Genomic DNA, 14249 nt, shown 5'->3' on the forward strand with positions numbered 1-14249 from the left:
CCGCTCCGGTCAGCTCATGTCCACCGCGATCTTCAGCTGGCCCGGCCGAGGGGCGATCGCAGCGCCGAAGGCCGCCTGCACGTCGGCGACCGGGTGGACGTGGCTGACGTAGCCCTCCCTGAGTTCCGGGTGGGCCCTCAGGTAGCTGCCGGCGTCCGCCAGCACCCGACGCCGCTCCAGGGCCACGCCGGAGCGAAGCGTCAGGTTCTTCCGGAGGAAGGTCATCATGTCGAACGGGTAGATCGGGTCGTCGGGCACGCCGAAGTAGAAGACCTGGCCGCCGAACGCGACGGCGTCCAGAGCCGGCGCGAGCGTCGAGATCTGGTGGCCCACCGCCTCCACGACCACCGAGGGCCGGTCGGCGTCTGAGAGGCGGCCCGCCCAGCGCTCGGCGCGGGCGGTGACCATCTCGTCCACGCCGAAGACCGACGCCACGTCGGTGCGGTCCACCGGGTCGATGCCGGTGACGCGCCGCGCGCCGCGGGCCTTGAGGACGTGGCTGAAGAGCAGGCCGATGGGACCCTGACCGATCACCGCCACCGACTGCCCCGAGACGTCGCCGAGCTGCTCGACGGCGTAGAGCACGCAGGCCAGGGGCTGGAGCATGACGGCGGTGGTGGCCGGCACGCCGTCGTCGTAGCCGGCCAGACCGTCTCCGTCGGTGACCACGAGCTCGGCGATGCCGTCGAACATCGATGCCCAGCCGACGACGAGGTCACCGGGGGAGTGGTCGGGATGCCGGCTGGCGACGACCTCGCCGACGATCTCGTGCATGGGGAAGCCCGGCGCCCGCGTGGCGCCCCAGCCGTCCTCGGCGGCCGGGTGGGGCCACAGCCCGCCGCGGAAGTTGGGCAGGTCGCTGCCGCAGATGGCGCCGGCGCGGGTGGCGAGGAGCACCTGCCGCGGGCTGAGGACCGCGGGGTCGGGGGCGGCGATCTCGACCTGCTCGAAGCGGAAGGGGCCGCTGAGGGTCTGTGCCCACATGGAGGGTCTCCGTCCTGCTGGTGCCGGCACCTGGACGATGCCGACCGACGTGGTGCCCGCGGGCCCGTGGTGGGAGCGCCCGGTGGTCCCGTCAGCCTGCCTCACAGGCCGCACCCGCACGACACGGTGGGCACGCGAGGCTCAGAGCTGCTCCGTCGTCCTCCGGATCAGCTCGAGGGACTCCGCCGGGTCCAGCGCCATCCTGCTGAGCAGGTCGAACGCCTGCTCGTAGCGCTGCACCTCGGCCTCCGAGTCGAGGTAGAAGACGCGGGTCTTGTTCTCGAGGTAGACGACGTCCGGTGTGCCCGTGGCGCGCGACTCGAGGACCGAGAACGAGCCCGCGGTCACCGGCGGCAGGCCAGCGGCGAAGGGCAGCACCTGCAGGGTGACGTTCGGGCGCTCCGCGGCGTCCTCGAGCCACGCGAGCTGCCCGCGCAGGACGGTCGTGCCGCCGTCCCGACCCGGCGCCGTCGCGGTGCGCCGGAGGACTGACTCGTCGAGGACCGCGTGGAACCGGAGCGGGCCGTCGGGTGAATCGGCATCGAGGACGTCCTGACGGCGCCGGCACACCTGCATGCGCCGGTCGATCTCCACCTGCGACGGTGTCTCCCAGGTCGACAGGATCACCTGCCGGACGAAGTCGGGGCTTTGCAGCAGGGCGTGCGGCACGAGGGCCCCGTAGCACCGGAGCGCGCGCGAGCCTGCCTCGAGCCGGATGAGGTTCGCGTAGCCGGCGGAGAGCGTCTCGGCGTAGGCGTCCCACCAGCCCTTGGGCCGCGCGGAGGGTGCGAGGCGGCGCAGGAAGCCGGCCTGCACCTCGGAGACGGCGTACAGCTCGAGCAGCCGGTCGAGGTCGTCGGCCGAGATGCCGATCCGCCCGTTCTCGATGCGCGACACCTTCGACGCCGACCAGCCCAGGCGGGCCGCGACTTCCTTGCCGTGCATCGGCCCAGCCGCGCGGAGGTCGCGCAGCTCCCGAGCGAGCCGGCGCTCCCTCGCGGACGGCGACTCCACCACCATGGGGCGACGCTACGGCAGCCGTGCAATCTTGCAAGGACTCTGTCGTGCCCCGGATTCCGGGTGCCACCGTTCGAGCCATCAACCAGCTCGACCGGCCGGAAGGGATCGACGCCATGAACGGAGCCCGCACCCTCGCCATCGATTACGACGTGTACGAGATCGCCCATCTCGCCGGCGGACCGCGCCGGGCGGTGGAGGCCGCGGTCGTCGCGCTCGCCGGAGGCGGCCACCTGACCGTCGACCGCTCGACGGGCCACCTGTCGGCGGCGGGCGTCCCGCGGCGCCACTGGCTCGAGGCAGCCGTCTCCGACGGGGTCGGGCAGCGTGACTGGCGCTCGGTCCGGACGCTGCGGCGGCGGCTGGTGCTCGACGAGCGGCTCGCCGCGGTGGGCCGGCGACTGGAGAGCGACGGCCTGCTGCGCCGGTCGGCATCCGGCTCCCGCCGCCACCGCACGTGGCAGCTGGTGGCGCTCACCGGCGAGGGACGACGCACGCTGCGGTCCCTCCGGGCACAGCCGCCGGTCGACCACCTCGCCGAGGGCACGGACGCCATGGCGGTTGCGCTCGGCGGACCCGAGGCTCTGGGCGACACCTCGCTCCGGCGCGCGCTGTTCCACCCGCCGGCTCCGGGACCCGTCCCGGGCGATCGCCGCAGCCGGCGCGAGATCCGGGACGCCCGCCTCGGGTTGTCCGCGTCCGCGGCCGGGGCGACGTTCTGGATCGCCGGGAGCGAGCACGGCACGGGGAGCGGCTTCTACGGCGACGGCTTCGGCGGCGGCTTCGGTGGCGACGGCGGAGGCGGCGGCGGTGGCGACGGAGGGGGCGGCTGAGCTCGACGTCCGGCACGACAGGACCCCCGCGGTCGCCGACCCGGGGGTTCTCTGCTGCCGTCCCCGTGACCTGGCTCACCGTCGTCCGCCGTCTGTGGCAAGGTCGGGGGTGCGCCCGCCCGCTCGGGAGGTGGTGCTGGACGGTCCGGTCGCCCCGCGGGGGCGCCGGACGAGGGGAGCCATGAGCGGGAGAGCCATCCGGCCGGACGACGCGCAGCGCGACCAGCCCGGATGGACACCGGCGGTACCGGAGCCGGGTCCGCTGTCCGAGGTGCCGGTGCCGGCGGTCCCGGTGCCGGGGGAGACCGCGCTCCCCGTACCGCCCGAGACCTCGCCGCTCGGCTCCATGGCCATCCTGCGGACCGCCAGCTTCCTCGTCCTGTACCTCAACTCCGCCGCGGTGTTCCTCGGCGTCATGGCGCAGGCGATCGCCCGCGGCTGGCTCGCCTTCGAGCTCACCGGGTCCAACGCCGCGCTGGGCGGGATCCTGCTGGCGTTCGGGGTGGCGCTCCTGCTGGCCACACCCTGGGGTGGGGTGGCCGCCGACCGGCTGCCCAAGCGGCTGGTGCTGCAGCTCTCGGTGCTGCTGCTGGCGGTGTCGAGTGCCGGCATCGGGCTGGCCGTCGTCCTCGACGTCATCGCCTACTGGATGCTGCTGGTCGCCAGCGTGCTGCAGGCCGTCGGGTTCGCCCTGTTCGGACCCGCCCGGATGGCCTTCCTCGCCGAGCTCGTCCCGCGCGGGTCGATGCCCCAGGCCGTCTCCCTGCTGCTGGTCAACGCCGAGGTGAACCGGGTGGTCGGTCCCGCGCTGGCCGGCGTGGTCATCGGAGCCGTGACCTGGGGCATCGAGGCGATCTTCCTGGTCAGCGCGGTCCTCGCGTTCGTCGGGATCCTCCTCACCGCCGGGCTCCCGGCCGGGCTGCCGGGGGAGCCCTCCGGCCGGTCGCCGCTCGGGGAGCTGGCCGACGGCGTGCGCTACGTCCACCGGCACAGGGAGCTCAACGCCCTGGTGTGGTGCGGCATCGGCGTCACGATGCTGGGGATGCCGTACCTGGCCTTCATGCCCACCATCGCCAGCGACCTGTTCGGCCTGGGCTCCGCCGGCTACGGGGTCCTGTCCGCGACCTCGGCGGTGGGTGGCGTCGCGGCGGGCCTGTTCCTGGGACGGCGCGGTGCGTGGGTCCGGCGCAGGCGGGTGTTCGTGGGCGCGGGCGCCGTCTTCGGCCTCGCCGTCTGCTCGCTCGCGGTCGCGCCGACCGCCTACGTCGCCGTGGTGGTGCTCCTCGCCGTCGGCGCGGCGATGCTCGCCTTCCAGACGAGCAACCAGTCGCAGCTGCTCGACCTGACCGACCCGGAGTACCAGGGGCGGGTGCAGGGCCTGGTCATGCTGAGCTTCGGCGCCTTCGGCATCGCCGCACTCCCGCTGGGCCTGCTCGCCGACCTGGTCGGGTTGCGCTGGACGCTCGGGGGGATGGGTGCCGGCGTGGTCGCCGTCGTGGCCCTGTACGCGGTCGCCGGCCGGCGCAGGTCGGCGGCGGCGCGCCGGTAGCCGAGCCGACCGGCTCCCCGGCCGAGGACTACCCGCTGAACCGCACGATCCCGCCGTCGGTCGCGCTGAGCCGGGCGGCGTCGAGCACGGTCGCCGACGCGACGGCGTCCCGCGGTTCCACCGGTACCGGCCCCAGCCCGCGGACCGCGCGGGCGAAGGCGGGGTAGAAGGCGTCCCAGCTCCCGCGCTCGCTCGGCACCGGCTCCCCGGCGTCCCCACGGTGCAGCCGGCCCCAGTGCAGGCTCGGTTCGGCACCCCAGGCCGGGCCGAGCGACGCCGGCGAGTGCCCCGCCACCAGCAGGTGCTCCTGACCGTCCATGGGGGCTCCGCTGACATAGCCGGCCGTCGTCCCGGTGACCCGGAATCGCGGCCCGGGTGCCGGCTGGCGCCGGCTGCCCCACAGGTGGGACCGGCTCCCGCCGGTGTGGGTGAGGGCGATGAAGAAGTCGTCGTCGGGGCCGTCGTCGCGCAGACGCCACTCGGCGTAGACGGAGGCGACCGGGCCCATGAGCAGGAGGGCCTGATCCACCAGGTGGCTGCCGAAGTCCAGAAGCGTGCCGCCGCCCGAGGTCCCCGGTCCGCGGTCGGGAGCGAACCGCTCGAACCGCGACTCGAACCGCACGAGATCGCCCAGCGCGCCTTCGGCGGCGAGGCGGCGCACGGTCAGGAAGTCCGAGTCCCAGCGGCGGTTCTGGTACGGCGCGAGCGGCAGCCCGAGCCGCTCGGCCAGCTCCGCGGACCGCGTGGCCGCCGCGGCGTCCAGGGCGAACGGCTTGTCGCAGACCACGGCCAGGCCCAGCTCCAGAGCCCGGTCGGTGAGTTCGCTGTGGGTCGCTGCGGGGGTGGAGATCGCCACCGCCTCGGCTCCGATGGACGCCAGCTGCTCCAGGGAGTCGAAGGTGCGCCGTCCGGGGGAGTCCTGGGCCACCTGCGCCCGACGGTCCGGCGACGACGTGACGACGCCCAGGAAGTCGACCTCGGGAGCGGCACCCAGCAGCGGCGCGTGGAACCGGCGCCCGCCGAAGCCGTAGCCGAGCAGACCGAAACGGACGGGAGGCATCGGGGCGGCCGCTGTCATCGCGCCATCCTGTCCGACATCGCGAGGCCGGAGCGGTCAGGCGGCACAGCGGAGCGGGCCGCCGTGGTAGGTGACCATGTCGCGCAGGGCGGCGAGCACGTCGAGGTCGGCTCCGCGTCGGCCGCCGCCGGCCTCCAGCAGTGCGCGGTGGAGGTTCCCCACGATCCGCTCGGAGTCCAGCCACCCGGCGTACTCGCCGAGGTCGGTCTCGCGGGCGGCGTCCAGCGCGGACAGCCCGGCGGCGTGCGCCTGCTCGGCGGTGCGCTGCACGAACCGCAGGTAGCCCTCGGTGCGGTCGAAGACCTCGGGCCCGCACACGGGCCCGTGTCCCGGGACGACGACCCGCGGCGACAGCGCCCGCAGCCGGTCGAGGGCGTCGAGCGCCCCGGCGATCGACCCGCTGAGCAGGAAGGGCGTGCCGCCGTTGAACACCAGGTCGCCGGTGAACAGCACGCCCTGGTCGGGGAGCCAGGCGATCGAGTCGTTGGTGGTGTGCGCGGCGGTGCCGATGAAGCGCGCCTCGACCCGGAGGTCGTCCACCCAGATGTCGACGCCGTCGCGGTAGGTGAGGAACGGGGGAGCGGGCGGTAGCTCCCCCCACTCCACCGGCTCGAAGAGGCCGTCGGGCGGCGGGGCCTGCCCGATCATCAGCCGGCGGGTCTCCTCGTGGCCGACGATCGTCGCCTCGGGGAACCAGCCGTTGCCGAAGGTGTGGTCGCCGTGGTGGTGGGTGTTGAGCAGTGTGCGCACCGGGGCGCCGGTGACCGTCCCGATCGCCGCCAGGAGGCCGCGCGTGCGCCGCTCGGTGGAGCAGGCGTCGACGGCCAGCACCCGGGAGGCGCCGACGACGAAGCCGGTGTTGTTGATCCACCAGGTGCCGTCGGGCTGGATGTATGCGAAGACCCCGTCGCTCACCTCCTCCACCCGCGGGTCGGGCAGCACTCCTCCGTCGGTGCCGTGTCCGGACACGTCCGCTCCTCTCAGCCCTGCTCGCCGCGTGGTCGCAGCGTCGCCGCCGCGGCTAGGAGCCCTCGGGACGGGTTCCGCGGGCGCCGAAGACGGGGTCGCGCTTCTCGACGAAGGCGCGCGCGGCTTCCGCGTGATCGTCCGTGGCGAACGTCGCAAGGTGGTGTGTCACCTCGACGTCCATGTACTCGTCGAGCGGGGCCGTCAGCGCGAGCGCGACGTTCTCCTTCATCGACGCCAGCGCCATGCTCGGCCCGTTCGCCAGCCGGTGCGCCACCGCCATCGCCTCGCGCTCGAGCGCGTCCGGCGGCACTACGACGTTGACCAGTCCCATCTGGAGGGCCTCGTCCGCCGTCAACCGCGGCGAGAGGTACAGCAGCTCCCGGGCACGCGCCGGACCGACCAGGCGCACGAGGAACCATGCGCTGCCGTAGTCGCCGGCGAGTGCGACGCGGGCGAACGCCGTGGTCAGCACGGCCGACGACGCCGCGTAGCGCAGGTCGCACGCCAGCGCGAGCGACAGACCCGCTCCGGCAGCGGCCCCGGGGAGCACCGCGATGGTCGGCTTGGGCATTCGCCACAGGCGCCCGCTCGTGGCGCGCTGGTTCGCCCGCTGCAGCCGCTCCTTCGACGCCTCGGGCGCGCCGGGGGAGCGCTCGGCGAAGCCCTTGACGTCACCGCCCGCGCAGAACGCGCCACCTGCCCCGGTGAGCACCACGGCACCGACCGCGTCGTCCGCCTCCACCTGCGCGAGCGTGGTGGCCAGGGCGCCGATCATCTGGTCGGACAGCGCGTTCCGGCGCTCCGGGCGGTTCAGCGTGAGCACGGCGACGCCGTCCTCGATGCGAGCGAGCAGGTGGTCCGTACCGGTCTCGATGTCGGTCACGCCTCCTCCAGCGGGACGATGTCGAAGCGCACTCCGCCGATGTCGGCGGCTCGATGCTCGACGCCGGGCAACGACAGGCGCACTGCGGTCACGGCGGCGACGTCGCCCGCGCCGTCGGTGAAGGACAGGTGCTGGCGGCCGTCGTCGAGCTGCAGGCGAGATCCGACGTCGACCACCGGAACGTCCAGCAGCGCCGCCCACCGGCGGCTCACCTCCGCCGGGTCGGGGACCGCGACGGTGACCTCGCGCAGCCCACCGGCGCACGCCGGGCTGCTCCCGGTCCAGGCCGGACCCGCCCATCGCCACGACCCGGCCGGGTCGACGGCGTCGAGGGCGAGGAGCACGCCGCCGGTGTCCCGGGGATGCAGGTGCACGTCGACGACGTCGGGCAACTCGGCGCGGTGCACCTCGCGCACGGCGAGTGCCGCGAGGCGGTCGGGCGCCGTGAGCGTCGGTGGTCCATCGACCATGAGCATGTATCCGCCGTCGCCGCCGTGTCGTGCCAGCCAGCGACCGGCCGCCGTTCCGGGCTCCGAGGGCGACACGACCTCGACGAAATCGCAGCCCGCAGCGAGGACGACGTTGGTGAGGCCGAACCGCCCGACGCCGGGGTCGCGGTGCCCCGAGGAGGCGGCGAGCAGTGCACTCAGTGCCTGCTCGACCGATGCGCGCTCGTGCGCGGCGAGGACGACCTGGCGCAGGCGCAGCACGCGCCGAGTCCAGCACGCGGAGGGCATCGCCGCAATCGGCCGCCAGGGTTGCGAGGAGGGTGCTACTGACTGGGGTACCCCGCACCGGGGGGATACCGGTGCCAGGCGTCGACGTCGAGCGTCGGTTCCCTCCGGGACTAGTCCCCGATCCAGTTGCCGTGGAAGCCCAGGGGGACCCGCACCGGCAGGTGCACCCGGGCCACCGGCTCACCGGTGAAGTCCTGGCCGGCCAGCAGCACCAGGTCGGTGGCGCCGCGGTCGGGGTCGTGCACGAAGGACATGACGTAGCCGTCGTCCTCGGCTGCATCGGGGGACGACGGGGCGAACACCGCCTCACCGGCAGTGGCGTCTTTCCCGAACGGGTGAGCCTGCGTCGTCCCGGCCATCAGGTCGTGCTTGATGAGCGTGTTGGCGAACGCGGCGTCGGTGAGGTCGCCGTTCCCGTCGACCATCGCGCGGCTGACCTCTGCGATCTGGGCGCTGTAGCCGTAGCGGTAGGGGCGGGAGATCATCCGTTCATCGGCCCGCGGATACTCCTGCGCGCGGTCGTCGAGACGCTGCTGGACGACCTTCCCGGCGGCGGGGTCGATGATCCACCGGTCGAGGGTGAGCGGCCCTCGGCCGGAGAGGATGGAGACGTCGTAGGAGCCCTCGTAGCGGCACACGTCCACCACGACCCGGCCGCCATCGTCGTAGGCGTTGAGCGTGTGGAAGACCCAGCACGGCTCTACCTCGATCCACTGCACCTCGCGGGCGGTGCCCGCGCGGGGCAGCAGGCCGATTCGGGCCTGGTGGGTCGGGTTCCACGTGTAGGGCAGCTGCCGTCCCGCGGCGACGGCATCCATGCTGAAGGTGACCGGCAGGTCTAAAAGGACGACGTAGCGCTCGGTCAGGGCGAAGTCATGGATCATCGGCCCGTCGCTGACCGGGATGTCGGTGGTCGATCCGACCGTGCCGTCCGGGCCGACCACGATGTGCTGGATGTGGTTCCAGGCCCAGTAGTAGGCGATCGCGTGCAGGTCGCCGGTCCGCCGGTCGAGCTTGGTGTGCGCGGCGTAGCCGCACGGCAGGGTGCCGCCGAAGTCGCACGGCGCGACCGTGTCCAGCTCGTCGGTCAGCTCGTAGGGCAGCGGACCGGACTCCACGGTGGCGAGGGTCCGTCCACCGTGCGACAGGACGTGTGTGTTGGCCGGGAAGTCCCTCCCGTCGTGCTCCGGGCCACCCGCCCATGTCTCGCCCAGTGCCGCGGCCACGTCCCGCGACCGCACCCAGCGATTGCGGTACCACTCGGCCCGGCCGGCACGCAGCCGGACGCCGTGCACCATGCCCGCGCCCAGGAACCAGTGTGCTTCGGCGTCGTCGAGACCGATCGGGTTGGGGCCGTTGCGCAGATAGCGGCCGCTGAGCTCCGCCGGCAGGCTGCCCGTGACGGGGAGGTCGAACGCCGTGACCTCCTCGGTGACCGGAGCGAACGGGCCTTCGTGGAACGCGCTGTGGGTCATGGCGGTCTCCTCCGGCGCTCCCGAGGCCGAGGGCACGGCGCCAGCGTGCCCTCCGGCGGAGCATGCGACCAGGGTCGGACTGCTCGGGCGGAGGCAATGCACCGGCGCCTGGCGACAAAGGGCCGAGTCTGGTGTCGCTAGACCTGCGGGTGGGGGTCCGCGCCACGTGCCCGGGCGCGGTCGGCCCCCGGCATCCCGGACAGCACCTGGTGCAGGTCGTCGAGCACTTCGAGCATCGCGTGCAGGTCAGCCGGCACCCGGCGTAGTTCCGGGCCTGCGGGTAGGTCGCCGTCCACTGCCGAGACCATCCGCGGTACCCGGTCGGCCAAGGCTGCCAGGTGCGCGGTCCGCTCCTCGGTGAACAGCACCGGCAGCCGCTCGAGCAGCGATGCCAGCGCTTCCGGCCCCGCCGCGGACAGTGCCCGGTCCAGGTGGAGGAACACCCGGACGGCAGCCGCCACCCGATCGTCGGACGACAGTCCCTCGATCGACGCCAGGCGGTCCTCGGCCAGCAGCCGGTCCAGGCGTTCACCCAGCCGGCTCAGTCGCTCGTCGTGCAGGACCTCGTCGGCACGATCGATCAGGCGCCGCGCGCGGTCGTCGACGAGGAGGACGTCGAGGCGGTCCAGCAACCTCTCGACGCGCTCGTCGGCGGCCAGGTCGAGCAGTCGCTCGACGCGGTCGTCAGCAGCGATGTCCAGCAGGCGGTCCAGTCCCGGGTTCGCCAGCACCCGTCCCACGGCATCGCCCAGCCGTTCCAGCCGGGGGGAGGACACGAGTCGGTCGATCGCCTCCAGCGTTCGGGGCAAGAGGTCCGGACGCGACGCCAGCCCGTCCAGCGCCTGCGTCGTGGCCTGGACGCGGGCGGGGGTCAGCGCGGCGTCCAGCCGGTCGACGAGTCTGCCGACGGCGGTCATCCGGTCCAGGGTCAGGACAGCAGAAAGCCGCTCGAGCAACTCCGCGGCGGTGTCGATGAGGGGTGGAACTGCCCGGGCCATGGTCGGCGCGCGGTCGAGCAGCGCCATCGCCCGGGTCAGGACGTCGTCCGCACGGGGCAACAGCGCCTCGGCACGAGGCAGAGCGGCGGCTGCTGACCGGAAGGAGTCGACGACAGAACGCGGAAGGCCGAGCAGATCGGTAGGACCCGGGAGCGAGAGAGGCACTGTCCGGCCTTACCCGGGGTGGCGACGGTCACGTCTGGTGCACCGCGTCGAATGTGGGATGAACCGTGCGGCCGAGCCTCCGAGACCGGGGACGGCGAAGCGGCTGGCGCCGATCCCACGGCGGTGCGCCGGGTGGAGGTCCGGCCTCTGCCCTCCCGCAGAAGGCCGCGGCCCAGCCTTCAGGCGGCGAGCGGACGTGCCGACGTCGGAAGCAGGAGAACCCCCACCGGCCCTGAGACCGTGGGGGTTCAACGTGGTGTCCGAGGGGGGACTTGAACTCCCATCGGTACGCAGGCATCTGGATGCATCTAGACCCGTCCAGCTGCGCTTTCGCCAGCGACCGGCAGTCGCGATGGTCCGGAGAGTGCATCGAGATACCCCGATATGCGCCGGCGGCAGTATCACGCGAAGTATCACGAGCGAGGCCCGCGTCGCCTTTGTTGAGAAGTGTGAACGTCTGACGCGCGTCGACAGCCATCGCACATCGGCGGAGAGTCTCGTGGGATGACCCGCCAGGGGAGTGTCACCAAAGCCGGGAACACTTGGTCGCCGCTACCGCTCAGGGTTCGTCAATCCCGTGCGGCGCTGGTCGGCGGAATGCCGTCCTGTTCCTCTATGCGGTCAGAGTCCACGCTCGCGCCCAGTGCAGCCAACAGCAGCAGGGCGTCGGCATCCCTCCAGGCGTTGTCAGGTGCAACGGTGTCAGTTGACCCCGGCCACGTCTCATCCGTGCAGACGGGCTAACCCGGCAGCACTCGCCCGAAGCGGCCCACTCTGGGCGCCCGCCCGGATAGTCGCAGTGCATCCCTCGGGACCGCCCGGTACCGCTACCTTCTCGTCCGTGGATGACAACTGGATCGCCGAGGCCCACCGCCGCATCGGCGATGCTCAGCACGGCGTGGCTCGAAGGATGCTCAAGCTCGCCGGCTCGGTCCCGGACCCGGAGGAGATGCGACGCCGGGCGTTTGCACTGGCGGCCAGCGCGGACAGGCATCTGGTGAAGGCCGCCCAGTTAGACGACGGGGCCAAGCCGCGGTAGCCCGAGGCGGCCTACTGCCGATGGGCGCGAGAGTTTGATCGGTTCTACCGTTCGAGCAGCCGCAACCCTCCAACAGGAGGCGGCCCGGTCAGGTCTCGCCTGCTGACTGCAGCAGCGGGCGGGGCCGCTACACACCTAGCCGGCCTGCACGCCCTCGACGATGCTGGCCGCGATGTCCCGCAGCTTGCGGTTGTAGCGCATCGACGCCTCCCGCAGGATCTCGAAGGCCTGCTCGGCGTTGACACACCGTTGGGCCATGATCACGCCCTTGGCCTGCTCGATGACTGCCCGGGATTCCATGGCGAGGCGCAGGTTCTTGGCCTCCTCGCTGAGGCGGGCGTGGGCGTGGATGTTGCCGACCGCGACTGCGACGGTGTCGGCGACGAGCAGCGCCGCGTCGAGGGCCGGTGTGGAGGCGAAGGTCTTCGGCTTGGTCGAGTAGACGTTCAGGGCGCCGATCACCGCCCCTTGGAAGGGCAGGGGGATCGACAGAGAGCTGCGCACACCGTGTTGCAGGACGTTGGCGGTGTAGTCGGGCCAGCGCTGCTCCGTGCTCATGTCGTCGATGCGGAGCACCACCCCGCCCCGGCCGGCGTCCATGCAGGGGCCGTAGCCACGTTCGTACTGCAGCTCGTCAGCGTGCAGTGCGAGTGGCCCGGAGTAGGCGGCGGTGTAGCTCGCATCTCCGCGCAGCAGCGTGGTGGAAACCGAGTCCGCCCCGGGGATTCCCTGCTCGGCGACCTGGACGATCTCTGTGAGCACGTCACCCGCCGCCCGGTCAGCGAGGGTGATCTGGGTCAGCGCCCGCAGTAGATCCTCCACATGGAGAATTTTGCCAGCTCCGGGCTTACCGAGAGCTGGCGGGCGGGGCGCTGCCGACGCGCGGGACGCCGGGGCCCCCGCCCAGGGCATTCGACCCCGCACTCCGGGCGCCTGCAACTCGATCAGCGCTTCCCAGCGGGCCTCGCTACAGCGCCGTCGTGCCGAGCTACCGACCTGTGAGCGGCTATGGGTACCCGCTCTCGAACTTTCAGGCTGACGACGACATGCAGGGGCTGCGGTTGGCCCGCGAGCTCGTGGGCAGCCGTCGGCCGGAAGTCGGGTTCGGTAGACGGGGCGCTTTCGCCGTGGAGCGGCAGGACGGCGAGCGGTGGTACCTCGTGTCGGCCTGGGTGCCGCGGCCCAGGGCCGGCGGGACGTCCGTGTCGGAGCCGCTCCAGTCTCGTGGCTCGTTCTGAGCGGGCCCCCTCTCGGCGACCGCTCCGACGGTCGCAGTCCGTCCCCGGGACCGCCCGGTACCGCTAGCTTCTCGTTCCTGGATGACAACTGGCTCGCCGAGGCACACCGCCGCCTGGCGGAGGCCGAGCACTCCTTGGAGCGACGGATGCTCGACCAGGCCCAGGCGTTGCTCGACCCGGAGAACATGCGCCAACGTGCACGCGCCATCGCGAGGAACGCCCGCAAGCACGAGGAGATGGCCGACCGTCTCGAGCAGCGCAGCGGCGGCGGTCGCTGAGGTCCGGTCCAGGGCGACGACTCCCCTTGCGTCGGCTGCGCGCTTACGCCGTAAGCTGCCCGCCGTGATCGAGCCGGCGGGCCTCCCGCAGGAGGAGATCGCCCAGCTGCGCAAAGAGCTCGAGGTTTCGGCTCAGCACGTCGCGGAACTCGAGCAGGCGCTGAGCTCCAGCCGGCGCATCGGCATAGCACTGGGCATCGTCATGGAGCGGTACAAGCTCACTGCGAACCAGGCGTTCGACGTGTTGAAACGGCTGTCCATGGAGCGCCAGGAGAAGCTGCGGGCCGTTGCCGAGCACATCGCCGACACCGGCACGCTGCCAGACCCGTAGTCGCCCGGAGGGCCCACTCCGCGCCACTGCTCGGTGCGCCGGACCTCTCCGCTGCCGTGACCGCCACCACAATCGAGTACGAAGGCCCTGGGGCAGCGCCTAAGAACTCGCCCCGGCCCCGTGCGCCGCTGCGGGTCCCAGCAACGGTTGTCATCTCGCTCGGTCGCCATCGCTCAGGCTTCGTCAGACCCGAAAGGGCCCCGGTCGGCGGAATGCCTGTCATGTTCCTCCGAGCGATCAGAGTCAACGGTCACGCCCAGCGCAGCCAACAGGGGCAGGCGCGGAATCAGGACTCGTCGCCCAAGCCGTAGAGCCGGCAGTTCACCGTTGTCGATCGCGCGAGTCACCGTGCGCACGTCCACGCCGAAAACGGAGGCAGCCTCAGCGACCGACACGACGGCGGCCCGGCTGATCCGGAGGTCGTCAAGATCCACTGCGAACTCCTCTGCGAGGGCGGCGTGGTCGCCCGGGTCCGGCGACGTGCGGGAGCTGCCGACCGTGCGGGACAGAGCCCCTGAGATCCTCTGGTCCCGCTGCGATCGGCAGGTCATCCGCGCAGCGTCGTGCAAGGGCGAGGTCCTCAGCCCCGACAGCGCTACTGGAGAGGGCCCTCCTTCGGATAGCCACGGACGGCGCCGCGACGCGTGACTTTGGCGGGTGGCGGTGGCATGTGGC

15 protein-coding genes are annotated in these 14249 nt (G+C 72.6%); 5 read left to right on the forward strand and 10 right to left on the reverse strand.

Going from position 1 to position 14249, the window contains the following annotated elements; all coding sequences use genetic code 11:
- Positions 1-9: 9 nt before the first annotated feature.
- The gene (locus BLS70_RS18605) at positions 10-984 is read right to left on the reverse strand and encodes a zinc-binding dehydrogenase (RefSeq protein WP_091770991.1); all 975 of its coding nucleotides are present in this window, start codon (positions 982-984) and stop codon (positions 10-12) included.
- Positions 985-1125: 141 nt separating this feature from the next.
- Complete coding sequence (locus BLS70_RS18610; protein WP_091770993.1) at positions 1126-2004, reverse strand: helix-turn-helix domain-containing protein; 879 nt, start codon at positions 2002-2004, stop codon at positions 1126-1128.
- 44 nt (positions 2005-2048) lie between these two features.
- Between BLS70_RS18610 and BLS70_RS18615 the strand changes: the two genes are divergently transcribed.
- Together BLS70_RS18615 and BLS70_RS18620 are read left to right on the forward strand one after the other, a co-directional pair.
- The gene (locus tag BLS70_RS18615) at positions 2049-2834 is read left to right on the forward strand and encodes a TIGR04222 domain-containing membrane protein (RefSeq protein WP_091770995.1); all 786 of its coding nucleotides are present in this window, start codon (positions 2049-2051) and stop codon (positions 2832-2834) included.
- Between the two features lie 181 nt (positions 2835-3015).
- Entirely contained in the window at positions 3016-4383 is a 1368-nt protein-coding gene (locus BLS70_RS18620) for an MFS transporter (protein WP_091770997.1), read from the forward strand.
- Positions 4384-4411: 28 nt separating this feature from the next.
- Here the strand turns inward: BLS70_RS18620 and BLS70_RS18625 are convergent, their stop codons facing one another.
- From BLS70_RS18625 to BLS70_RS18650, 6 genes are all read right to left on the reverse strand, one after another.
- Positions 4412-5461, reverse strand: a complete 1050-nt coding sequence (locus BLS70_RS18625; RefSeq protein WP_255362575.1) for a Gfo/Idh/MocA family protein — start codon at positions 5459-5461, stop codon at positions 4412-4414.
- 36 nt (positions 5462-5497) lie between these two features.
- On the reverse strand, positions 5498-6430 hold the full coding sequence (locus BLS70_RS18630) for an MBL fold metallo-hydrolase (RefSeq protein WP_091770999.1): 933 nt from the start codon (positions 6428-6430) through the stop codon (positions 5498-5500).
- 52 nt (positions 6431-6482) lie between these two features.
- Positions 6483-7313 (reverse strand): enoyl-CoA hydratase-related protein, encoded by an 831-nt coding sequence (locus tag BLS70_RS18635; protein WP_218122498.1) that lies wholly within the window; start codon positions 7311-7313, stop codon positions 6483-6485.
- Positions 7310-8023, reverse strand: coding sequence for a hypothetical protein (locus BLS70_RS21105; RefSeq protein ID WP_218122499.1), 714 nt, complete (start codon positions 8021-8023; stop codon positions 7310-7312). The genes BLS70_RS18635 and BLS70_RS21105 overlap by 4 nt, the downstream gene beginning before the upstream one ends.
- A 137-nt stretch (positions 8024-8160) precedes the next feature.
- Positions 8161-9525 (reverse strand): carotenoid oxygenase family protein, encoded by a 1365-nt coding sequence (locus BLS70_RS18645; RefSeq protein WP_091771003.1) that lies wholly within the window; start codon positions 9523-9525, stop codon positions 8161-8163.
- 137 nt (positions 9526-9662) lie between these two features.
- A complete protein-coding gene (locus BLS70_RS18650) occupies positions 9663-10583 on the reverse strand; it encodes a hypothetical protein (protein WP_091771005.1) in 921 nt (306 codons plus the stop codon).
- Between the two features lie 946 nt (positions 10584-11529).
- On the opposite strand from BLS70_RS18650, the gene BLS70_RS18655 reads away from it, so the two are divergent.
- Complete coding sequence (locus tag BLS70_RS18655) at positions 11530-11727, forward strand: hypothetical protein (protein WP_091771007.1); 198 nt, start codon at positions 11530-11532, stop codon at positions 11725-11727.
- Positions 11728-11862: 135 nt separating this feature from the next.
- On the opposite strand, the gene BLS70_RS18660 is transcribed toward BLS70_RS18655, so the two are convergent.
- Complete coding sequence (locus tag BLS70_RS18660; RefSeq protein WP_091771009.1) at positions 11863-12549, reverse strand: GAF and ANTAR domain-containing protein; 687 nt, start codon at positions 12547-12549, stop codon at positions 11863-11865.
- A 562-nt stretch (positions 12550-13111) separates the two neighbouring features.
- Here BLS70_RS18660 and BLS70_RS21435 point away from each other — a divergent pair.
- Positions 13112-13243, forward strand: a complete 132-nt coding sequence (locus BLS70_RS21435; RefSeq protein WP_255362576.1) for a hypothetical protein — start codon at positions 13112-13114, stop codon at positions 13241-13243.
- Positions 13244-13307: 64 nt separating this feature from the next.
- Entirely contained in the window at positions 13308-13574 is a 267-nt protein-coding gene (locus BLS70_RS20920; protein ID WP_176946488.1) for an ANTAR domain-containing protein, read from the forward strand.
- A gap of 173 nt (positions 13575-13747) precedes the next feature.
- Here the strand turns inward: BLS70_RS20920 and BLS70_RS18675 are convergent, their stop codons facing one another.
- Complete coding sequence (locus BLS70_RS18675; protein WP_218122500.1) at positions 13748-14008, reverse strand: excisionase family DNA-binding protein; 261 nt, start codon at positions 14006-14008, stop codon at positions 13748-13750.
- Positions 14009-14249 lie beyond the last annotated feature (241 nt).

Origin of the sequence: Blastococcus aurantiacus (assembly GCF_900102425.1) — a bacterium.
GTDB lineage: Bacteria > Actinomycetota > Actinomycetes > Mycobacteriales > Geodermatophilaceae > Blastococcus > Blastococcus aurantiacus.

Bases quoted from the DNA above. Each gene is read 5' to 3' on its own strand.
- BLS70_RS21435 (WP_255362576.1), top strand. From the start codon at position 13,112: ATGCTCGACCAGGCCCAGGCGTTGCTCGACCCGGAGAACATGCGCCAA.
- BLS70_RS18610 (WP_091770993.1), bottom strand. From the start codon at position 2,004: ATGGTGGTGGAGTCGCCGTCCGCGAGGGAGCGCCGGCTCGCTCGGGAG.
- BLS70_RS18645 (WP_091771003.1), bottom strand. From the start codon at position 9,525: ATGACCCACAGCGCGTTCCACGAAGGCCCGTTCGCTCCGGTCACCGAG.
- BLS70_RS18605 (WP_091770991.1), bottom strand. From the start codon at position 984: ATGTGGGCACAGACCCTCAGCGGCCCCTTCCGCTTCGAGCAGGTCGAG.
- BLS70_RS18620 (WP_091770997.1), top strand. From the start codon at position 3,016: ATGAGCGGGAGAGCCATCCGGCCGGACGACGCGCAGCGCGACCAGCCC.
- BLS70_RS18625 (WP_255362575.1), bottom strand. From the start codon at position 5,461: ATGACAGCGGCCGCCCCGATGCCTCCCGTCCGTTTCGGTCTGCTCGGC.